Consider the following 22,165-nt stretch of genomic DNA (forward strand, 5'->3'; position numbering starts at 1 on the left):
ACGGTTACGTAAACATTTGTAAGTTGAGGTAATGCTTTGTAAATCATGGAATTATTGCTTTTGTTAATGGTCAAATTTAAACTATTAACAATAAGGAATTGATTACATGCGTGGCCCGTTATTTAAAACTGCACTAACAACCTCTTTACTTGCAACCCTTACTGCGTGCTCTGGCGATGACTCAAGCTCGAGTAAAAGTGGTTATATCCAATTATACAATGGCTCTTATAATAGCCCGTACACCCGTTTATTTATCGAAGATGCTGAGCGCTCAGGCACTGATTTTGGTGGCGTTACCACTCGTCATAATTACAGTACTAATAACTATGATGTGAGCTTTAAGTACCTTGATGCAAACGACAGCTATATAACGATCAGTGAAAAAGCAGTTTCGGTAAAAGACGACATGACCCAATTATGGGTGATGAATGGCGATTTTTCAGAGCCAACATTCAGTGAGTTAAGTGTACCAACCGGCAGTGATGAAGGGGCTATTAATTTAGGCTTCTTTAATATTGCCGGAGAAGACATTAGTTTTGATGTGTATTTAGCAAATGATGATGGCTTATTTGAAACCGCTGAGTTAATTGCATCACCACGGTATTTAAACGAACTGGCACTGCAAAGCTTTGATGAAGGATATTACACACTGTATTTAACTCAAAGCGGCAGTACTGATGTGCTATTTGAGTCTGCTTCGATTTACCTAAATGATGATGCCAGTTATGTTGCGATGATCAGATCAAGTTACGCCACTGAAGAACATGGTATTACGCTAGATCTCGTTACTTCAAGCAATACCGTAACCACGCTCAAACATCAAAATGCCCAAGGGCAATTGCGTTTTATCAATACTATTGATGATTACCCGCAAACTAGCTTTAGTGCAACGCGGGGGAGCGCAAGCAGCACTTCGCAAGTAACCGCTAATGACAGCTACTCAAACTACATTGAGCTTGCTCCAAACAGTTACAGTATTGCTATGTTAGATGAGCAAGGAAATGCAATTGTTGATAACTTTTTACTAACCCTTGAGCGCGAGCAAAGTAATGTTGGTGTTTTTTATAAAGATAAAGATTACGGCCCGCGAATGATGACAGTAAAAGAAACCTTAACGCCAAGTAGCTACAGTCATAAGGTAACAGTCGTTAACTTAATTGATAGTTACGCAGGGCAAAATATTACTGACGTTGATGTGGTATTTACCCTCAATGGTGAAACCGTAGATGATGCTAAAAATATTATTGATGGCATCGATCAGTATGATCAAGAAGATCAGGTTGTCGATAATGAAATTTACACCACTTATGTGCTTTATGAAGATAATGGCCAGCAAATTGTACTCATGCAACAAGGCGATATGGACTTTAGCCAAGAAGGTAACTACATATTAATTCTTGAGCATGATGAAACAACCAGCACTGGCTATAAAATGACGCTAGAGCGAACGGTTACTGATTCGGTAGAGTAATCTTACTTTAATTTCAGCCTCGTAATAGCGAGGCTGAGATTTTTGGGTATATTTTCAATACGCTTTACGTTATAAGGGAATATTAAAAGCAGTCAAGGATTGAAAAATGGACGATGTTTTAGGGCTCATAGTCATTTTATCGTTAGTTGTAGTCGCAGGCTCTATTGCCGGTTTTATTGCTTTAACGCAAATAAGTACGTTAAAGCAAGATATTGCGATGTTAAAAAAACAACTGCGTGGAGTCATGGTAGACAATACCGGGCAGCATCAAGTGTCGCTAGACATTGCTGCTAATATAACTGAGCCGCAAGTAGATCATCCGTTTACGCTAGAACGATCATCCCAAGCTGAGGCAACTTTACATCAGCAACCATCGGTAAAAAAATACGTAAACACCGCACCGACTATAATAACAACTTCTCGCCCGAAACAAGCTTCTCCCTCAGTTATTGATATTTTCTTTAGTAAATTAAAAACACAGTTCCAAGAAAATTGGATGACCTGGATTGGCGGCGTCGCGCTGGCCTTTGGTGGTATATTTTTGGCAAAATACAGTCTTGATGCCGGCTTATTATCACCAAGCTTACGACTCACCTTAGGGGGCTTATTTGGTGTCGCATTAATTGCCGGTGCCGAGTATTTACATAGAAAAGGTATTGTCTTCGAAGGCTTTAATAATTACGTGCCTGCAGCACTTGCAGGTGGCGGGTTTATTAGCTGCTTTGCATTAACGTTATTAGCTTATTCAAGCTATGCCATGTTAAGCCCAACCGTGGCGTTTGTGATGCTGGCAGTAATTGCACTGGCCGCAAGCTCTATGGCGCTGCGTTTAGGGCCTTTATTGGCCGTGCTTGGCATAGTTGGCGCTTACAGCGTGCCGATTTGGGTTAATACTGGCAGTGGTAATTTAGCTGCTTTACTGATGTACATTGGCTTTATCACTTTTGCTGCGGTATTAGTGGCGCAAAAAGTAAAACGTAATTGGCTGTGGTATTTACTATGGGCTGGGCATATTGGCTGGTATTGGGTGGCACTGAGTGTAATCAATACGCAGCAATATTGGATTGTTGGTGGTTTTGCACTGCTCTCTATTATTGGTTTAATTGCCATAGCTCGATTAGGTTTAACTTTGCGTTTATTAGAATATCGCCCACATAGTTTACAGCGATTATTAAAATTACAGCCGGATCATCCGTTATTGTTAGCGATAGTAATTCCTTTATTGCTGGCGATAATGACAGAGGCGGTGAGCTTACAATGGCAAATAGTGATGGTGTGTTTAATCGTCATGCTGTTATTTTTAGTGCTGCAAAATAGTCGTTGGGATCTTTGGCAAGGTGTGGCGTTAGTGATTGCGATGTTATTAGTCTTTAGCCAACAACGTTATAGTGTCGATAGCAATGATCATTTGTTTGTATTTAGGGAAATGTATGGCGTAGGGTTATTACTCGCGGTTGGGCTTTGTCTATACGGGCTTTATTTTGGCGCGCGTTACTATAAACGTTTAACGTTTCATTTAGTGGCTGCGTTTAGTGTGTTTACCTTGATTGCAACGCTCTATACCATAATACCCGAGCAAGGCTTAGGCGTTGCGTATCCGCTATGGACTGTATTTTTGCTAGTTACGAGTGGTGTATTAATTAAACGCGCACAAACAGCTCACACTCAATGGCAGCAGTTTAGTTATTGGGTTGGCGCTAATGCTAATATAACTCTTTGTTTAACTATGTTATTAACCGATAGCGGGTTAACCCTCGCACTGGCTGCTCAAGTGTTGGTTATTAGCTATCTGGTGAAACGCCATGATGTGCCTATGCCGCATTGGCCTATTAAAGTGCTGGTGGCTGTGGTGCTGGCAAGGCTAACCTTTGCACCGTGGACTGCACATTATTTTGATCTAACCATATTTTCAATGCATTGGAGCGCAATTGTGTATCCATCAGCGGTTGGGTTATTTTGGTTTGCCGCAAAACAGTGGCAACAAACAGATATGAAAATTTGGCTCGAAGGGGCTGCATTACATTGCTTAGCATTATTTATCACCACCGAGACCAGCTATCAACTAGTCGGGCATTATCCACAGCTTACTTCTTTAAGCTTTTATGAGCAGGTATTACTCAGTTGTAATTGGTTAGCACTTGGCTGCGTTTATTTGCATCGGTCACGCAGCGCAGGGCAACTGGGTAAACTTTATCGCATTGCAGGGCTTGCACTTGCGGGACTCGCTGGCTTGTTGTTGATAAGTACAGCATTGTATGAAAATCCACTATTTATACGCCTTTACGTTGGTGAAATGCCATTATTTAATTGGCTGTTATTAACCTGGCTCGTACCAAGTATTCTTACACTGTGGTTGGCTAAATTAGTTAAACCACTTAATGCTAAGTTTAGTCAAATAGTACTGGGTGCATCAGGCTTATTAGCAGTGTTAGCTATCAACACATTGATCCGCCAATATTGGCAAGGCGGGTTCATTTATCTTGATAAAGCGACCAGTGACGCCGAGCTATACAGCTATTCGATCATTTGGTTATTACTTGGCGCGTTGGTGGTCATTACCGGGCATTTAAAACAACAGTTGCTACTACAAAAAGTCGGCTTAGGCATTCTCGGCGCGGTTATCGTGAAGGTATTCTTAATTGATATGGCAAGCCTGACCGGCTTGCTCAAAGCTGTATCATTTATTGGTTTAGGCCTGTCGCTCGTTGGCCTAAGCTGGCTGTTTCAAAAGCTCAGGAGTAAAGCACCAGCGGGGTAATTTAACTCAAGCAGTACACCCAATAAGATTGTTGGGTGTACTTAGTTATGTTGTTTAACGCCAATCTGTTCTAACCTTTTGCCTAGCACCTAGCACCTAGCACCTAGCACCTTTCCCTTCACGTACTATGGTTTAGCAGTGCTTTTAATTTCCCTGGCTTGATTGGTTTAGACAAGTAATGAATATCAGCGGCTTTAGTCGCTTGTTTTAGCTCTACGTCGCGTACTGCGGTGATTAAAATTGCCGGTACTTTGGTTTGCCAAATTTCCCGCAGGGCTTTAATTAATGTAATACCATCGTGTTCATGGCCTAACTGATAATCCATTAATATCACATCCGGTGCGCTGTGTTCATTTGCGTATGCGAGTACGCCTTCAACTTGATCAAACAACTGATAATTAGCTTGCCACTTTTGTAATAAACTGGCCATGGCGTTTAGGTTTTCAGGGTCGTCATCAACGGCAACGATATTCATTGCAGAGCGCTCTTCAAACAAGCTATTGGTAACGTGTTTTTGCTGAACAAATTGGCTTTCGCCATAAGGGACTTCAATACTAAAGCAGCTACCTCTTTGCGGAGTTGAGCGCACATCTAAGCGAATCGACAGTAAATCTACCATACGCTTTACTACGCTAAGGCCAAGGCCAACGCCTTTATTGTCAGAGGCCTCTACGCGGTAGAAGTCGTTAAATATTTTTGCTTGCTCTACCTCGCTAATGCCAGGGCCGGTGTCCCACACTTCAATGCGCAGGTGATGTTTGCGTTTACGACACGCTACTAATACTTTGCCCGTATTGGTGTATTTAACTGCATTTGATACTAAGTTCTGCACAATTCGCCGTAGATAGGTGATATCACTGTGGACAATATGCTGTCCGCTGCGCACTGTGAGCTTGAGGCCTTTTTCGCTTGTTAAAATGGCGTATTCATTACGCAGTGGTGCGAGGATATCATCAATACTAAAGTGGCGAGGGGTGGGGGTCATCGCACCTTGTTCAAGTTTGGCAATTTCTAATAGGGCTGACATTAAATGCACTGTTGAATCGAGGCTGGCACCGAGCTTTTCGAAGTTATTGATATTATTATCAGCGAGGGATTTTTCATCTATCGCAGCAAGGTATAAACGCGCGGCGTTGAGCGGTTGCAAAATATCGTGACTTGCTAAAGCTAAAAAGCGGGTTTTACTGTCATTGGCTTGCTCTGCTTCTCGTTTTGCTAAAGTGAGTGCTTGCTCTGTTTGTACGCGGCTTTCTATTTGTGCTTCGAGATCTTTATTGATAGTTCGAATTTCTTGGGTACGCGCTTCAATACGATTTTCCAAATCCATATTCACTTCTTCAAGTGCATTTTGTGTGGCAATGTGAGTGGTAATATCTGAAAAGCTAGTAACAAAGCCGCCATCAGGCAGTGGGTTACCGGTCATTTCGTACACTAGGCCGTTACGACGGTGACGGATAAAGTGATGCGAACTACCATTTTTTAAATGTTGTACGCGCTTTTCTACTTGGCGTTCTATTTCACCAGGGCCACATTCGCCGCGCTCCGCATTGTAACGAATAATTTGCTCAATCGGTTGACCTACTTCTAAAAATCCTTCGGGGTAATTAAACATCTCTGCGTAGCGCTTATTCCACGCAACAAGATTAAGCTCTTTATCAACAACTGAAATACCATGACTGAGATTCTCTAAAGAGGTGAACAACAGGTTTTGGTTAAACTGTAGTGCTTGCGTTGTTTCATCAAAAAAGTTAACCACTTCTTCAAATGCCATTCGCTTGCCCGACGCTACAGTGTGGATCAAAGCTTGCGCTGAAGAGGCGCCTAATACACCGGTCAAGGCGCGTTCGCAGTAAGCTATAAACTCAGGATCGGGGTGAGTGTTATTTTCTCCGAGTTGGTGAGTCAGTGAAAAATGCGTCAATACTTGTTGGCTACGCTGGACTCCTAAAAAGGTTTGTAACAGTACTTTAAAATCGTATACCGTGGCTTTCACGTTTTTGTTTAAACGTCTTGCAAGTACTGCTTGCTCCTTGGGATTAACGAATGCTGCTGCTTGAATTTTATCAATTAACCGCTCATCAGCTCCCAGTGAAAAACTAATATAACAGCCAATATTGGCAAATAAAGCGATCAGTGTGCCGCGGGTAATAAGGGTTTGTTGTAGTTCGGTGTCAAGTGTATTACCTGCATCTAAAATAGGTAACATTAGAAATAATATCCAACAAATTAACCCCGCTAATAAACCAGCATAAACACCGTAGGCATGGCCTTTGCGCCAGTATAGGCCGCCCACAATGGCGGGTAATAATTGCGTTACCAAAGAAAATGCAACTAACCCCATGCTGGCTAGTGCTTTGCCATGACCAAACCATTGCTGATAAAAATACGATAAGATCAAAATACCGGCGATGGTAAAACGCCTTACCAGTAATATTTGTGGCTTATAACTGCTGGTGATCAGGTTGCGTTTGAATTTACGTCGCAGCATTAGCGGTAATACCACATCGTTTGAGATCATGGTACTCAGGGTTAAAGTGGCAACCACAATCATCGCAGTCGCTGCGGATATTCCGCCAATAAATACAAAGGTGGTAAGTAATACATTGTCATTCATTAATGGCAGCGCCAATACAAAACTATCAGGGGAGAAGCTATTGCCGATCTGTGGATGAATAGCTGCGGTGGCTATTGGTAAAATCATTGCTGCCGTCAGTAGTAAATAAAGTGGAAATGCCCAACGAGCGGTAAATAGGTGACGTTTGTCTTGGTTATCAACCACTGTAACGTGAAATTGTCTTGGCAAACAGATGATTGCAGCAGCGGCCATCAGTGATTGACCAATAAAGTTAAAGCTTAAAAAGTTAAAGTTATTCCAATGTTGCCATAAAGATTCTTTTATTTGTTCTTCATTAGCACTGGGTAAATTATACAAGGTGTACACTGCCAAAGCCGCTACTGCTACTAATGCCAGTAGTTTGATCATTGATTCAAATGCGACTGCCAACATTAATCCTGAACGGTATTCGGTTACATCAACTTTACGGGTGCCAAAAAATATTGCGAACATAGCCATGATCAGGGTGGCAGAAAGCGCGACCATTGATCCCGATATTTTATTGTCACTTTGCAGTAGTAAGAAGCTATTGCTCAGTGCTTTTAATTGCAAGGCGATATAAGGAATGGTTGCTAGTAGCGCAATCATAGTCACCATAATGGCAGTGGTTTGACGTTTGCCATAACGGGCAGAGATAAAATCGGCAATGGTGGTGATATTTTGTTTTTTACTCACCAGTACCAGTTTGCGCAAAAATCCTTGTCCGAAAAAAAACAATAGTGCAGGGCCAAGTAGAATGGGTAAATAGCTCCAACTACTGGTAGCCGCAGTACCAACAGAGCCGTAATAAGTCCACGAAGTACAGTAAATACCCAGCGAAAAGGAGTAAACAAAAGGGTGATGGCTAATTCGTTTTGCCAGCGGTGTGGTTTTATCGCCCCAGTTTGCTAGCCAAAACAATATGCCAATGTACGCTAAAGCGACAAAAATTAGTGCAGCAGTCATGTTTTTATTCAATTTTTATTATGTTATTGCACACCATACCAGAAGTTTTCACTATTTTGAGCTGTCAATTTTCGTGAGTATTCTTAAAATAAACATATTTATTTGATATATATAAGGAATTTAATGTTTTGTTGATATATTAGACTAATGTCGCAAGTGTGCAATATAGCTTAGGTGAATAGTTAAAATCACCGAGTGGAAATACTTAACATTATGATAAAAAACGCTTTTTACTTTTTTGTAACAAGCGCCGCATTGCAGTTTACGTAAACGTTAATCTGTTGTTACGACTATGGTCTCAATTCAATATTGTTCAGGCATTGCTAAGTTTATAACCGAGAATAAATCGAACACATCACTTTTTACAGATGTTAAAGAGGAAATAAAAATGGCTTTTAAAGATGAAGAACAAGCAAAAGCTTATTGGGCGGAAAACATTTCACTGCTGTTTAAATTATTAGCAGTTTGGTTTGTCGTGTCGTTTGGCTTTGGCATAATACTGGTTGATGTACTTAATGAAGTGCGTTTTTTTGGGTTTAAACTTGGCTTCTGGTTCTCCCAGCAAGGCGCGATTTACACCTTTGTTGCTTTGATTTTTGTGTACGTTTTCAAAATGAATACGTTAGATAAAAAATACGGCGTAGACGAATAGGAGCTAAGCAATGGATGTTCAAACACTCACGTTTATAATTGTCGGGTTGAGCTTCGCGCTTTATATCGGCATTGCAATTTGGGCCCGAGCTGGTTCAACAAAAGAGTTTTATGTAGCAGGTGGTGGGGTTCCGCCTCTGGCTAATGGTATGGCAACAGCCGCAGACTGGATGAGTGCAGCGTCATTTATTTCAATGGCGGGTATCATCTCTTTTGCAGGGTATGATGGCGGCGTTTACTTAATGGGGTGGACAGGTGGCTATGTACTACTTGCTATGTGTTTAGCACCTTACTTACGTAAATTCGGCAAGTTTACTGTGCCAGACTTTATCGGCGACCGTTACTATTCACGCACCGCGCGTTTAGTGGCAATCTTATGTGCCATCTTCATTTGTTTTACATACATTGCAGGGCAAATGCGCGGTGTAGGGGTTGTATTCTCACGTTTCTTAGAAGTTGAAATTGAAACTGGCGTTTACATTGGTATGGTTATCGTATTCTTTTATGCGGTACTCGGTGGTATGAAGGGCATTACTTATACCCAAGTAGCGCAGTATTGTGTATTGGTGTTTGCTTACCTTGTTCCTGCCATCTTTATCTCTATGATGATGACGGGTCACTTCTTCCCACAAACAGGCTTTGGCGCTACATTAATTGGCAGCGATGGTGTATACGTACTTGATAAACTGGACGGTTTAAGTGCCGAACTTGGTTTTGCACAATACACTGAAGGCTCTAAGAGCATGATTGATGTGTTTGCTATTACTGGTGCCTTAATGGTGGGTACTGCGGGTCTTCCGCATGTAATTGTACGCTTTTTCACTGTACCTCGCGTTAAAGATACGCGTATTTCAGCAGCATGGACTTTAGTATTCATTGCGATAGTTTACACAACCGCGCCAGCCGTTGCGGCATTTGCCCGCGTAAACATGATTGATACCATAAATGGTAAAGACGGAAGTGGTACTGAATACGCTGAAGCACCAGTATGGGTAAAAAATTGGGAAAGAACGGGCTTAATCACTTTTAATGATAAAAATGGTGATGGCAAAATGTTCTACACAGCAGGTAAGATCAGTGATCCAAATAGCGCTAACGAAGTTAACGTTGACCGCGATATCATGGTACTTGCTAACCCTGAAATTGCTAACTTACCAGCATGGGTCGTGGCACTTGTGGCCGCCGGTGGTATTGCTGCTGCATTATCAACAACCGCAGGCTTATTATTAGTTATTTCGACTTCGGTATCGCATGATTTGCTTAAGCGGACCTTAAAACCAGACATTAGCGATAAACAAGAGTTACTCGCAGCGAGGTTGGCAGCCATGGTTGCGATTGTTATCTCCGCTTACTTTGGTATTAATCCGCCTGGATTCGTGGCGTCGGTAGTGGCATTTGCATTCGGCTTGGCCGCAGCAAGTTTCTTCCCGGCGATCATTATGGGTATCTTCTCTAAGAAGATGAATAAAGAAGGTGCGGTTCTAGGTATGGTTACAGGTATTACCTTTACTGCAGCATATATCATCTTCTTCAAGTTTATCAGCCCAGAACTAAATAGCCCTGAGCATTGGTTCTTAGGTATTTCACCGGAAGGTATTGGTTTAGTAGGTATGATTATTAATTTCTCAGTTGCAGCAATCGTACTTAAATTTACTGCCGATACACCGCTTGAAATTCAAGAAATGGTTGAAAGCATTCGTAATCCTAAAGGTTCTAGTGAAGCTCACGCTCACTAATAACGCTGATACTCTATTAATTAATATTGATAGATCCAAAAGCCCGACTTAAGTCGGGCTTTTTATTTACCGTTGATAGCAGTACAGTGATTGTACGATTGTTTTTTGCGAGTAGACAAATGAATAATGAGCAACAGGAAGTAGCCCAGTTTGTGCTAGCACAAACTCCTTTTAGTCACCTTAATAGCAGTGCTACGGATTATTTTGTAAAGCACCTAGATGTTATTTATCTGACTCGTGAAAACCAAACACAATGGCTGCAATCAGAATCACCTAAACTGTTTTTAATTCGTTCTGGTTTGTATGACTTAGTGGATGCTAAAGGTGATGTGATCACACGGTTAGCGCAAGGAGAGTATTTTGGTTTTCCTTCGTTATTAACCGGAGAAGCAATTCAAAATCATTTAGCAGTGCAAAAAGAGGGCATTGTTTATATGCTCAACCAAGATGCTTTCGACTACTTGCGCCGTGAATATAAAACGTTTGAGCAGTATTTTGTGCGCGCGCATGCAAATCGGCTGCTTTCTTCACATTATAAAAGCCAAAACGATAGTTGGTCTGAACGTAAAATATCTGAACTGATGTCACGTAAAGCGGTCACATTATCGCCCGATGCAAGTATTCGTCAAGCAGCTAAAAAAATGAAAGAGCACGGCGTGTCTTCGATTATGGTGACAGAATTTGAACGCTTAGTTGGTGTGGTTACAGATCGCGATTTACGTAACCGAGTATTGGCAGATGAAATCGATCCCAAACAAGCGGTTAGCATTATCATGAGTGTCAAACCCAAGTTTATTTTTGAAAATAACCGTGTTTTTTCAGCTCTGCATTTAATGCTCAAACATAACATTCATCATTTACCAGTGTTGGATGAACACCATAAAGCGTTGGGTATGATCACCAGCACAGACTTATTACGTCAGCAAAAGAGCGACCCCGTACAATTGATTGGCCGTATTTATAAAGCTCGCAGTGTCGCCGATTTAAAGCGTTATGCGGCAGAAGTACCAGAATTACTGCGTAGTTTTTCTCATAATATTGATGATATATCTTTAATAGGTAAATTACTCAGTGGCTTAACTGATGCGTTAACCTCACGACTAATATATTTATTCCAAGAAGATAACGGTGCCGCTCCTACTAGCTTTAGTTTTATTTGTTTTGGCTCTCAAGCGCGTGAAGAGCAAACCTTACATTCTGATCAAGATAACGGCTTATTACTACCTGATGACTTAAGCGAGCAACATCAAGATTACTATCGCCGCATGGGGGAGTTTGTTTGCGAACAGTTGGTTGAGTGCGGTATTAAACGCTGCCCAGGTAATATTATGGCAAGCAGCGAATTATGCAGAATGAGTATATCGGATTGGTGTGAGCGCTTTTTTAACTGGATCAAAAGCCCGACACCTGAAGCAATGCTCAACTGTAAAATATTTTTTGATTTACGTTTTATTGAAGGCTCAACGGCACTTTACACTGCATTTTGTGAGCAACTAACCCGAATTTCTCGCAACGAATTATTTTACGCCGCAATGGCAACGGATATTAAATCGAGTTCTGTGCCGATAGGGTTATTTAATCAATTCAAGTTAGAAAAAGATGCTAAGCAACATAGATACATTGATTTGAAAAAGCGTGGTGTGGTTATCATCAATGACATTGTGCGCTTGTATGCGTTAAAAGCAGGGATCCGTAGAGCAAACACCCAAGAGCGCTTAGATGCATTGCTGAAACACTCATTGTTAAGTAATCACGATGTATATAATTTGAAAGACTGCTGGCGATTTTTAACTCAATTACGTTTACGTACACAAATAAATGAAGAAGGACTACCGAGTAACTGTATTAATCCAGATAGGTTAAACTCGCTAGAGCGCCATCAATTAAAAGAAGCGTTTTATTTACTCAAGCTCGCACAACAAGCTGCGGCATTTAAGTTTGCTCGTGGAAGTTTATAAATATGTGTTTTGCTATGAATAAGGTGACAAGCTAAGTGGTTAAACGTTGGTTGAGTCGTTATTTAGCACGTAAGCGATTACTTGCTCAAAACGCACTAGTACAGCGCTATATAGTGATTGATTTAGAGTTGACTGGACTGGATCCAAAACTGCATGAAATCGTCTCGATTGCGTGGGTGTTGATAGAAAAGCAATGCATTAAATTGAGCCAAGCTCAGCACGCCATAAATAAAGAAGTGCTGCGCCTTGAGCAAAGTCCTGTTTATCATGGAATTGCCCAGCAAGATGTCGCTAATGGAAAAAGCTTAGCGGCTATTTTAGCTAAGCTAAGCGCTCATTTTTCGGATGCTATTTTGGTGTTTCATAATGCTACTTTAGATTGGGGATTTTTAAAGCAGGCATTTCAAGCACATAATATTGATGTGCAGCCTTTATTGATTATTGATACTTTTCAGATTGAAAAAAAGCGCCTGCACCAACAAGGCCATGAAATAGGCTTAGACGATTTAACTCTCAGTGCCTGCAGGGCGCGGTATGAGCTACCTCATTATGGTTGCCATCATGCACTTACCGATGCCATGGCTACCGCTGAATTACTGTTAGCACAATGCCATCAAATTAGCCGTGGCAATGAACTAAAGTTGGCTGAGTTGGTTTAAACCTAACGCTGATTAATTACACTCTACCGTTCTCATTATTATTAATATATATCCTAGCTGAACAACTGTTTTAATTGTTAACTATATCGCGCCGTAAGTATTAATTTTTATTCTTAAAAACAGGCTTTTATCGTAATCTTTTTAGGTACTTTATTTGCTATTGTAGAGCATTAACATTTACTTTCTCGTTTGGTTTTTATCTATGAAAAATAATTTACTGCCATCTTTAGCTGGCGTTTTAGTGAGCTTGTTCGCCGTATGGTGGTTACATGGGTTTTTATTGGTTGACCGCTGTTTAGATAGTGGTGGGGCTATTAATCATAAAACAAACTTATGCTTGGGCGCAAACGAGCAAATAATAGAACTTGCTACACCGTCAGGTATGTTAGTTATTTATGGTGTGGTGATTATGGCTTTGTCGCTATCAGTCAGTGTACTGCTGAAAAAGCTAGGTAAGCGCTAAGTTTTGAATTGAAGAGCGAACACGGCAGTTCGCTCTTAACTTTGAATGCTAACTGATAAAGCTCGCTGGCATTTTCACAGCAATTACGCTGCCTTTAACACAGATCACGTTGTTCGCTGATAGCGTGATGTCGACAATCACTTTGTTGGGTTTTACTTCAATGAAGCTACCTATTAGCTGCAGCTCTACCCCCATTGGAGTCGGCGCTAAAAAGTTAACATTTAAAGCCCCTGTAACAAAACGAAATGCAGGTTGAGTCCCCATATCTCGCTCTGCATATCGATAAGCTATAGCAGCGGCACTGCCTGTACCATGGCAGTCAATCAGGGACGCAAGCAGCCCACCATAAACAAAGCCAGGGATTGCTGTATGGCAAGGTTGCGGCGTAAAGTGGGCGATAGTTTTATCGATATTGCCTTGATTTTGCTCATCCTGATACCAATAACTTTTTAATTGGTGACCCTGCTCATTGTTTTTGCCACAGCCATAACAATGGCTGAGCTCATCGGGGTAATAATCTTGAAAGGCTATATTGTTCATTAAAACTCCTAGTTCTAATTGGGTTATCCGATGACTCGTTGATCATCAATCACTTTGCCATCATCAGCTAAGCTGCCTAGCTCGACCAACTCAACACTGCCATTTAATTTTGTGTATTGTTTTAAGTTATCTAGCAATAATCCGGTGAGTTCCAGTTTAGTTAGCTCTGATTGGTCTTGATCGTATTCACACAATAGCTGCATTTTGTCTTGATGATCTTGTAGCTTGACCACTAAGCGCATTTTCTTTATCCCCTTAACACTGAGCCTAATTCGCTCTATTTGTTGAGGATGAACAAACATACCTTTTATTTTCGTGGTTTGATCGGCTCTACCTAACCAACCTTGAATGCGCATGTTAGTGCGACCACACGCACTTTGCCCTGGCTTGATAGCCGATAAGTCACCGGTTGCAAAACGGATTAACGGATAATCAGTATTGAAACTTGTAATAACCACTTCACCAATCTCACCATCTGCGACTGGAGTGAGGCTGCCTGGGCGCACAATTTCGACAATTAAATCTTCAGCGATAATTAACCCATCGTCAGCAATGGTTTCATAGCCAATTAAGCCTACATCGGCACTTGCGTAAGCCTGTAAGGTGTTGATACCTTGTTGTTTAAATAACTCGCGCAGTTCATGAGATAATGCTTCTCCAGTCACCAGTGCTTTTTTGAGGCTGCTAACGTCACGTTTAGTTGCCTGCGCTTTATCCAGTAATATTTTTAAAAAAGAGGGAGTGCCACAATAACCTTGCGGGTGTAAATCTTCTATTACGTCAAGTTGTTGATCTGTTTGCCCTGGGCCTGCGGGTATAACCACACAGCCACACGCACGCGCCCCTGAATCAAGAATAAAACCGCCAGGAGTCAAATGGTATGACAAACAATTTTGTACTAACTCACCTGCTCTAAACCCCGCAGCATAAAAGGCTTGGCCCATTCGCCACCAATCTTGCTGGCAATTTTCAGGGTCATAAATAGGCCCCGGTGATTGAAAAATTCGATTTATATGGCCACTTTTAGATGCGAGACCGCCAAGCGGAGGCTGTTGCTTTTGTATGTCTAAAAGGTCAGATTTTCTGGTGATCGGCAAAGTCGCTAGTTGTGAGCGAGTAGTGATATTCGTGGCATCAATGTTCGCTAATATAGCCTGATAATAGGGGCTGTTATTTTTTGCATAGGTAATAAAGTCAGCTAAACGGGACAATAAATTTTGTTCTCTGGTTTCAGAGTGTTGATGTTCATTGGCATGATAAAAATGGCTCATAATAGCTCCAGTAACATAGAAAAAGTAGAGAGATAGGTTGATTACAACCAGCGTTTGCGACGTTTATATGACTTAAGATCTTTAAAGCTTTTACGTTCTTCGTTACCTCCACCGAGGTAAAACTCTTTTACATCTTCGTTGTTTAAAAGCTGCTCTTGTGTGCCATCTAATACAACTTTCCCTGATTCAATGATGTAACCATAATTAGCCGCTCTCAGTGCATAGTTGGCATTTTGTTCTACCAACAGCATAGTAATACCTTGATCTTGGTTAATCTTTTTTATGATTCCGAACACTTCTTTAACCAATAATGGCGATAACCCCATCGATGGCTCATCGAGGCAAATCATCTTTGGACGTGCCATTAATGCACGGCCAATTGCCAGCATTTGTTGTTCGCCACCTGATAAATACCCAGCTAAGCCTGTGCGTTCTTTTAAGCGAGGGAAATAGTGGTACACCATTTCAATGTCTTGATTTATTTGTGCGTCTTTGCGGGTAAAGGCGCCGAGTTTTAAGTTTTCTAGAGAGGTCATATCTTCGATGATACGACGCCCTTCCATAACCTGAAACAATCCACTGCGCACCACATCTTCGGCATTTTTATTGTCTATTCGTTCGCCCATAAAGGTAATGTCGCCTTTAGTGACTTCGCCATTTTCAGTTTTTAATAAGCCAGAAATGGCTTTTAAGGTGGTTGATTTTCCTGCGCCATTTGGCCCAAGTAGGGTGACTATTTCACCCTCTGGCACATCTAAACTAACACCACGTAAAACTTGGATGACTTCATCGTAAACAACTTCAATATTGTTAACGCTTAGAATTGGTGATGCAGGTTGTATTTTTATAGCTGCTTGTGACATAGCTAACTCCTTGAAAAATTAATAATTTATCAGCGGATGAAAATAACGAGATGCTTCATCCGCTGCTATGTTTAACGAGCTATTAAAAACCTAACCACGCATCACGGCGCTCAATGGTTACCAGTGATAACTCTTCAACGACGACATTGCCTTCGTTATAGTTGCCTTTGTAAATGTAAACTTGGTTAGTGCCACGGTGATCTTGTTCACTCCAGTTGCCCGCAAGGCATACGCCTTCAAGTCCTGCTGGTACCCAATCTTTACGGGCATACATGGCTTTTTTAATATTTTCACCGGTTATTCCGCCGTTATCTTTTGCCCATTCCATAGCCTCTTTCATAAAGAATGTTGAGCACACGCCACGAATGTAATGATGAACACGCTCTTCTTGGCCTGAAGGGTCTGATTGTTTTGAAATCTCCCTAACGAGTTTCATGCCAGGTACTTGATCAGTCCAAAACGGCGTCATAGCTGGAAATACATAATCTTTAATGCCTTCGCCCGCAGCTTGGAATATTTTTTTATCGCCCCCCCATATATTCGACATAAACTGAATATCGGTACCAACGGTGTTACATGATTTAACTAAAGACAATACTGAACCACCTAGATTGCCTATATATCCGTAATTTGAGCCTGAGCTTTTTAAGCTTAAACATTGCGCTTTAAAATCACCTGGTTTCATCGAAATAACAACCGCAGGTTGTACATCAAAGCCTAATTCGGTGGCGTACTCTGCACAGGCTTCTTTCGGTGCATTAGGGAAGGGGTGATTTGCACCAATATGAGTAAACTTAGGTTTGCCTTTGCCCCCCTTTTTTTGCCAGTCCTCAGCTGCCCACTGGACTAAACCGCGGCACGCATCTGAATAGGATGCGCCGTAAAAAAAGTTATAAGGAGCTGGTTTCTTTGTATGTGGGTTTTTACCCATAGGATCCGTTAAGTGGCCAGAGTAAGACGCTGAAAATACTGGTAGTTTATCTTTGGCTACAAATGAGATCAGTGCTTCGGTATCAGCGGTGCCCCAGCCTTGCATGGCAACCATGTTTTTACGCGAATGCCACTTTTTATAAGCGGCAATCGCTTGCGGCACTTTGTAAGCGTAATCAATTGTTTCATATTCGAGTTTAGTGCCATTGATGCCACCATTTTCGTTAATGTAAGCTAGGGAATCACGCACGCCGTCAGCGTAATTTTTACCAACAAAAGCTGTCGGGCCACTCATATCAGCTAGATGACCAACAAAGACTGAGTCTTCAGCGAATGTTTGTTGACTGGTGCACAGCGCGCTTACTATTAATAGAGACGTTAATTTTGCCTTATGATTGTGCATAACTATTTCCTTTTTTTTTTATGGCTAGATTGCCAATTATTTACGCATTAATGATGCTCATGTGTGTTGTATATGCTTAAGTTAGTGTCTATTGATTAGTAAGAGAACGGGTAAAACTTCCAATAGTTTTTAATTTGTGCCCAGCGGTGTGCCATGCCTTGCGGCTCAAAAATAAGGAATAAGATAATCACTAAGCCAATGGCCATTTCTTTGATATAGGCCAGGCCATCAACCACCATAGGAATATTGCCCCAGTCGGTCATCTTCATTAAACCAACGCCGCTTTCGAGCACTTCAGGTAAAAACACCATAAATACCACACCCATTAAGGTGCCTTTAATTGAACCCAAGCCGCCGATGATGATCATGGCTAAAAATTGAATCGACATAAATAAGGTGAAGCCTTCGGCAGAAACATAGCCTAAGTAATGGGCATATAAGGCACCGCCAATACCGGCATAAAAAGACGATATACCAAAAGAGAGTAAGCGATATTTATTGAGCTTGATGCCCATGATCTCAGCTGATAGATAATGGTCACGTACTGCAACAAAGGCGCGACCATCACGACTGCGCATCAGATTACAGCCCCAAATATACATAATAACTAAGGCTGCTAAGGCGATATAAAAGAAGCTTTCATCGCTATTAAAAACAAAGCCAAATATACTAATTGGGTCGGCAGATGAGCCGGCAGAACCACCAGAAAACCAGTCAGCACGGGCAAAGAAGTCTTCTAAAATAAACTGCGCAGCCAGTGTGGCTATAGCTAAGTACAAGCCTTTAATTCTTGAGGCCGGTAAACCAAACATCATGCCTACAGCCATTGTTAAAAAACCAGCCAGTGGAATACACAGCAATACAGGAATACCAAAGGAGATATTGAGCCATGCTGATGCAAAAGCACCAAAGCCAAAAAATGCGCCATGACCTAATGAAATTTGTCCGGTGTAACCGACCAAAATATTGAGCCCTAGTGCGGCTATCCCTAAATATGAAATTTGAATAAATAGGGTTAAGTAATATGCATCGACTAAGTATGGCGCTGCACATAATAGGGCAATTGCGAAAATTGCCACATTTTTGATGGTTGTTGTTTCAAAAATTGTATTATCTTGTTTATAACTGGTGCGGAAATCGCCGCAGGGTCTCATGGTTAAACTCGACATAATAAACTCCTAAAATTTACCTTTATCTGCACTTGTTAGGCGCTATTGATGCACCTAAATCGGCTTGTTTAAATACGTTCAATATCTTTTGTGCCGAACAAACCGTATGGTTTGAACCAAAGGATGACGAGCAACACGTAAAATGGTGCGATGTCATACATATTGCCAACATGCAGATATTGGCTGTCGAAAAACTCAGCGACATTCTCTAATACACCAATGATCAAACCACCGACAATAGCGCCGATGATAGAATCTAAACCGCCAAGAATAACTGCAGGGAAAACTTTGATACCAATTAATGACAGTGAATTTGAAACCCCGTTTACCATGCCAATAACAATTCCAGCTGTGGCTGAAACCGTAGCAGCAATACCCCAGCTCATAGCAAAAACTTGTTTTACCGAAATACCTAAGCTTTGTGCAATCTGTTGATCAAAGGCTGTGGCTCGCATTGCTAAACCGTATTTTGAATGTTTAAAGAATAGATAGAAGGCAACCATAATTATTAAGGCGATTACGGTGCTCATTAAGTAAGCGGCTTCAATGTTCAAGCCAAATATTTGGATGCTATTAGTGGTAAATACTTGCGGGTAACTTTGCGCTGAAACACCAAAAATCCATTTCATCAAGGCTTGAAAAAAGATTGATAAGCCAATGGTGATCATGATCACTGAGATAATAGGTTCACCTATCATCGGGCGTAAAACAATCATTTGCAGCAGCACACCAAAGATTGCCATAAAGGCCATTGTCAGTAAAAAGCCCACTACAAAAGGCAGCTCTAAATAAATCAGTACTGCCCAGCATACCCAGGCACCCACTAATAAAAACTCACCTTGGGCAAAGTTTACAATTTGCGTTGATTTGTACACTAATACAAAGCACATCCCAACGACGCCATAGAGTAAGCCGACAATTAAACCATTGACGATTAGTTGAATTAGCAATTCAAAATTCATGAGACTCTCCGTGTTATGTTGATATTGTTATCAGCAGCCGTGCAGGCTGTTTCGATCAGCGAAGTGACTTTAAGCTGGGTTTGAATACGGGTTTTAGTACCATCTTGAAATACCACCATGGTATCAATATCAACATTTTCCTTGTTGTCATAAATGGATGAAATAATGTCGCCATATTTATCCGCAATAACACTACGGCGAACTTTACGGGTTCGTGTTAATTCGCCATCATCGGCATCAAGTTCTTTGTAAAGTAATAAAAATTTATGGATTTTTTGTGATTCAGGAAGTGACTCATTGACGCGCATTATTTCTTCGCCAATTTTTTCGTACACTTCAGGCAGGGTTGATAAGTTGGTGTAGTTGGTAAACGACAGCCCTTGTTGCTCAGCCCATTTCGCAACAATACTAAAACGAATACAAATGATGGCTGATAGATAAGGCTTTGCTTTACCTAAAATAACGGCTTCGCCAATAAATGAAGAAAACTTAAGTTTGTTTTCTATATATTGAGGAGAATATTGTGCGCCGTCGCTGGTGCAAGCGAGATCTTTGATCCGATCAATCACCACTAAATGGCCAGACGGTTTAAAGTAACCGGCATCACCTGTTTGCATCCAGCCGTCAATCACGTCTTCATCATAGGCTTGTTGATTATTAAGGTAGCCACTAAACATTCCGACTGTTTTAGCAATAACTTCGCCAATACCGGCTTTATCGGGATTAATGACTTTAATTTGTGCATTATCAAACGCGACGCCAACACTGTCGTAGTCAACATCGGCTTCATGATGGATGGTGTAAGCTCCGCACATTTCTGTTTGGCCGTAGAGTTGGCGTAAAGGCACACCAATGGTTTGGAAAAACTTAAAGGTGTCAGGCCCCATCGCAGCTCCGCCGGTGGCAGCCGATTTTAAGAATGAAAAACCGAGTCGATCACGAAGTGCTTTTAGCAGTAGAATTTCAGCTAGCCATGATTTTTTGCCTGTTACTTGGCTTTGCTCAGCCAGCTTCATGGCAAAATTAAATAGCTTTCTTTTAAAAGGTGTTGAATCCATCATACGGGTTTGTACGTCAGCTAAAATGCCTTCCCATACCCGTGGTGCTAATAGTACAAAGCTGGGGCCAATTTCTCGTAGGTCAGCCATGAGTGTTTCTTGTTCTTCAACAAAATTTACAATTTGACGGGCGATCAGTGCTTGGCCAATTGCATAGACTTGCTCCATGATCCAAGGTAAGGGCAATACAGATACATAGTTGTCGCCAGCTTGACGCGGGTCAGCACGTAAATATGAACTACAGTGCTTAATAAAATTGCCACCATTGAGTAGGGCAATTTTGGGTTTTGATGTGGTACCTGAAGTGGTGCAGTAAATAGCAATGTCGTCAGGGGCTGAGGCATCTATCATGGCTTGATAACGATCAGGGTATGCTTGTTCGAGTTCTTGGCCCAGTGTGTATAGGGTATTGATATCTATAAGTCGCGAGTCGTTGTATTTGCGCATACCTCTTGGGTCGCAATAAACAATGAATTTTACTTGCTCTATGCCATCACCTAAATCAAGTAATTTATCGCATTGCTCTTCGTTTTCAGCAATCACAACGGTTGCGCCACTGCTAGCGAGTAAATAGATTACTTCGTCATGCATTGAATCTTGATAAATACCTAATGAATGGCAACGTAAAGCGTGAGCAGCAATTTCGCCCCATATCCATTCTGGGCGGTTATCACCAAGTAAGGCAATGGTATCATCTGTATTCACGCCTTTGTTACTCAACGCGAGCGACAACCACTTTACTTTATTGTTATATTCGGCCCAGCTGAACTCGTTCCAAATACCAAACTCTTTTTCTCGCATCGCCACCATATCAGGCCAATGCGTGGCATTGTGTTGTAGAATTTTGGGGAAGGTATTCAGTTCACCCATCTCAAAATCTTGATTGATTTGGCTAGTCATTAACTTACCTCCTCTAAGGTGGCTGGCTCTGCGTCGTCTTCAAGACCAAGGTAGGCACGTTTAACATAGGGGTCAGCCATGACTTCGTGTGGTAAACCAGAAATTAATTTTTTACCAAAATCCAGCACCATAACTTCATGAGAAATATCCATTACAACTCCCATATCATGTTCAATCATAACGACCGTAATACCGAATTCTTCATTTAAATCGAGGATGTATCTGGCCATGTCTTCTTTTTCTTCCAGATTCATTCCAGCCATTGGTTCGTCAAGTAAAATCAGTTTTGGGTTTAGAGCCATTGCACGAGCTAATTCAACGCGTTTACGAAGCCCGTAAGACAAGGTGCCAGCGATGGATTTTCTGATATGAGAGATCTCAAGGAAGTCGATCACTTCTTCTACTTTTCTTCGGTGAGCGAGTTCTTCTTTTTGCGCCCCAGAAGCCCAATATAACGGCCCTGTTAACCAATTGTTTTTTAATAAGTGATGGCGACCAACCATAATATTATCGAGCACTGACATATGGCCAAATAAGGCTAAGTTTTGAAAAGTACGGCCCATACCTAAGTCTGCGCGGTCATTGGGTTTTAAGTGGGTAACATCTTGATCTGCAAAGGTGATTTTTCCACTGTTAGGTTGATAGCGGCCAGAAATGCAATTGAGCATTGATGTTTTACCAGCCCCATTTGGGCCAATAATTGAAAATACAGAGCCTTTAGTCACCGAAAAACTAACATCTGTTAAGGCTTTAACACCACCAAAGGCTAGCGATATTTGCTCTATATTGAGTATCGATGTTGTCATACTCATAC

General features: G+C 41.4%; 16 protein-coding genes. 7 read left to right on the forward strand and 9 right to left on the reverse strand.

Going from position 1 to position 22,165, the window contains the following annotated elements; genetic code table 11:
* Positions 1 to 106 precede the first annotated feature (106 nt).
* Positions 107 to 1,471, forward strand: a complete 1,365-nt coding sequence (locus tag H5203_RS17510; RefSeq protein WP_145235315.1) for a hypothetical protein — start codon at positions 107 to 109, stop codon at positions 1,469 to 1,471.
* Between the two features lie 106 nt (positions 1,472 to 1,577).
* On the forward strand, positions 1,578 to 4,229 hold the full coding sequence (locus tag H5203_RS17515) for a DUF2339 domain-containing protein (RefSeq protein WP_145235317.1): 2,652 nt from the start codon (positions 1,578 to 1,580) through the stop codon (positions 4,227 to 4,229).
* A gap of 118 nt (positions 4,230 to 4,347) precedes the next feature.
* Here H5203_RS17515 and H5203_RS17520 read toward each other — a convergent pair whose 3' ends face one another.
* Complete coding sequence (locus tag H5203_RS17520) at positions 4,348 to 7,788, reverse strand: PAS-domain containing protein (protein ID WP_145235319.1); 3,441 nt, start codon at positions 7,786 to 7,788, stop codon at positions 4,348 to 4,350.
* Between the two features lie 388 nt (positions 7,789 to 8,176).
* Here H5203_RS17520 and H5203_RS17525 point away from each other — a divergent pair, with 388 nt between their 5' ends.
* From H5203_RS17525 to H5203_RS17545, 5 genes are all read left to right on the forward strand, one after another.
* Positions 8,177 to 8,440 (forward strand): DUF4212 domain-containing protein, encoded by a 264-nt coding sequence (locus H5203_RS17525; protein ID WP_145235321.1) that lies wholly within the window; start codon positions 8,177 to 8,179, stop codon positions 8,438 to 8,440.
* A gap of 10 nt (positions 8,441 to 8,450) precedes the next feature.
* Entirely contained in the window at positions 8,451 to 10,175 is a 1,725-nt protein-coding gene (locus H5203_RS17530) for a sodium:solute symporter family protein (RefSeq protein WP_145235323.1), read from the forward strand.
* Between the two features lie 119 nt (positions 10,176 to 10,294).
* On the forward strand, positions 10,295 to 12,133 hold the full coding sequence (locus H5203_RS17535) for a DUF294 nucleotidyltransferase-like domain-containing protein (RefSeq protein ID WP_182820038.1): 1,839 nt from the start codon (positions 10,295 to 10,297) through the stop codon (positions 12,131 to 12,133).
* Between the two features lie 35 nt (positions 12,134 to 12,168).
* Positions 12,169 to 12,792, forward strand: a complete 624-nt coding sequence (locus H5203_RS17540; protein WP_145235327.1) for a 3'-5' exonuclease — start codon at positions 12,169 to 12,171, stop codon at positions 12,790 to 12,792.
* A 202-nt stretch (positions 12,793 to 12,994) separates the two neighbouring features.
* Positions 12,995 to 13,255, forward strand: coding sequence for a hypothetical protein (locus H5203_RS17545; protein ID WP_182820039.1), 261 nt, complete (start codon positions 12,995 to 12,997; stop codon positions 13,253 to 13,255).
* A gap of 48 nt (positions 13,256 to 13,303) precedes the next feature.
* Here H5203_RS17545 and H5203_RS17550 read toward each other — a convergent pair whose 3' ends face one another.
* The 8 genes from H5203_RS17550 to H5203_RS17585 form a co-directional block, all read right to left on the reverse strand.
* Positions 13,304 to 13,795 carry a PaaI family thioesterase gene (locus H5203_RS17550; protein ID WP_182758183.1) on the reverse strand — a complete coding sequence of 164 codons (492 nt, stop codon included), beginning with the start codon at positions 13,793 to 13,795 and terminating at the stop codon, positions 13,304 to 13,306.
* 23 nt (positions 13,796 to 13,818) lie between these two features.
* On the reverse strand, positions 13,819 to 15,066 hold the full coding sequence (locus H5203_RS17555; protein ID WP_145235333.1) for a phenylacetate--CoA ligase family protein: 1,248 nt from the start codon (positions 15,064 to 15,066) through the stop codon (positions 13,819 to 13,821).
* Positions 15,067 to 15,107: 41 nt separating this feature from the next.
* A complete protein-coding gene (locus H5203_RS17560) occupies positions 15,108 to 15,929 on the reverse strand; it encodes an ABC transporter ATP-binding protein (RefSeq protein ID WP_145235336.1) in 822 nt (273 codons plus the stop codon).
* A gap of 82 nt (positions 15,930 to 16,011) precedes the next feature.
* Entirely contained in the window at positions 16,012 to 17,262 is a 1,251-nt protein-coding gene (locus H5203_RS17565) for an ABC transporter substrate-binding protein (protein WP_145235338.1), read from the reverse strand.
* A 95-nt stretch (positions 17,263 to 17,357) separates the two neighbouring features.
* A complete protein-coding gene (locus tag H5203_RS17570) occupies positions 17,358 to 18,431 on the reverse strand; it encodes a branched-chain amino acid ABC transporter permease (RefSeq protein WP_149982122.1) in 1,074 nt (357 codons plus the stop codon).
* 68 nt (positions 18,432 to 18,499) lie between these two features.
* Positions 18,500 to 19,393: a branched-chain amino acid ABC transporter permease gene (locus H5203_RS17575; RefSeq protein ID WP_145235342.1), complete on the reverse strand. Its 894-nt coding sequence runs from the start codon at positions 19,391 to 19,393 to the stop codon at positions 18,500 to 18,502.
* Positions 19,390 to 21,351, reverse strand: a complete 1,962-nt coding sequence (locus tag H5203_RS17580; RefSeq protein ID WP_182820040.1) for a long-chain fatty acid--CoA ligase — start codon at positions 21,349 to 21,351, stop codon at positions 19,390 to 19,392. Before H5203_RS17580 ends, H5203_RS17575 begins: the two co-directional genes overlap by 4 nt.
* Positions 21,351 to 22,157 carry an ABC transporter ATP-binding protein gene (locus H5203_RS17585; protein ID WP_182717177.1) on the reverse strand — a complete coding sequence of 269 codons (807 nt, stop codon included), beginning with the start codon at positions 22,155 to 22,157 and terminating at the stop codon, positions 21,351 to 21,353. The genes H5203_RS17580 and H5203_RS17585 overlap by 1 nt, the downstream gene beginning before the upstream one ends.
* Positions 22,158 to 22,165 lie beyond the last annotated feature (8 nt).

The organism is Pseudoalteromonas sp. SG41-1, from assembly GCF_014164575.1.
GTDB classification, from domain to species: domain Bacteria; phylum Pseudomonadota; class Gammaproteobacteria; order Enterobacterales; family Alteromonadaceae; genus Pseudoalteromonas; species Pseudoalteromonas rhizosphaerae.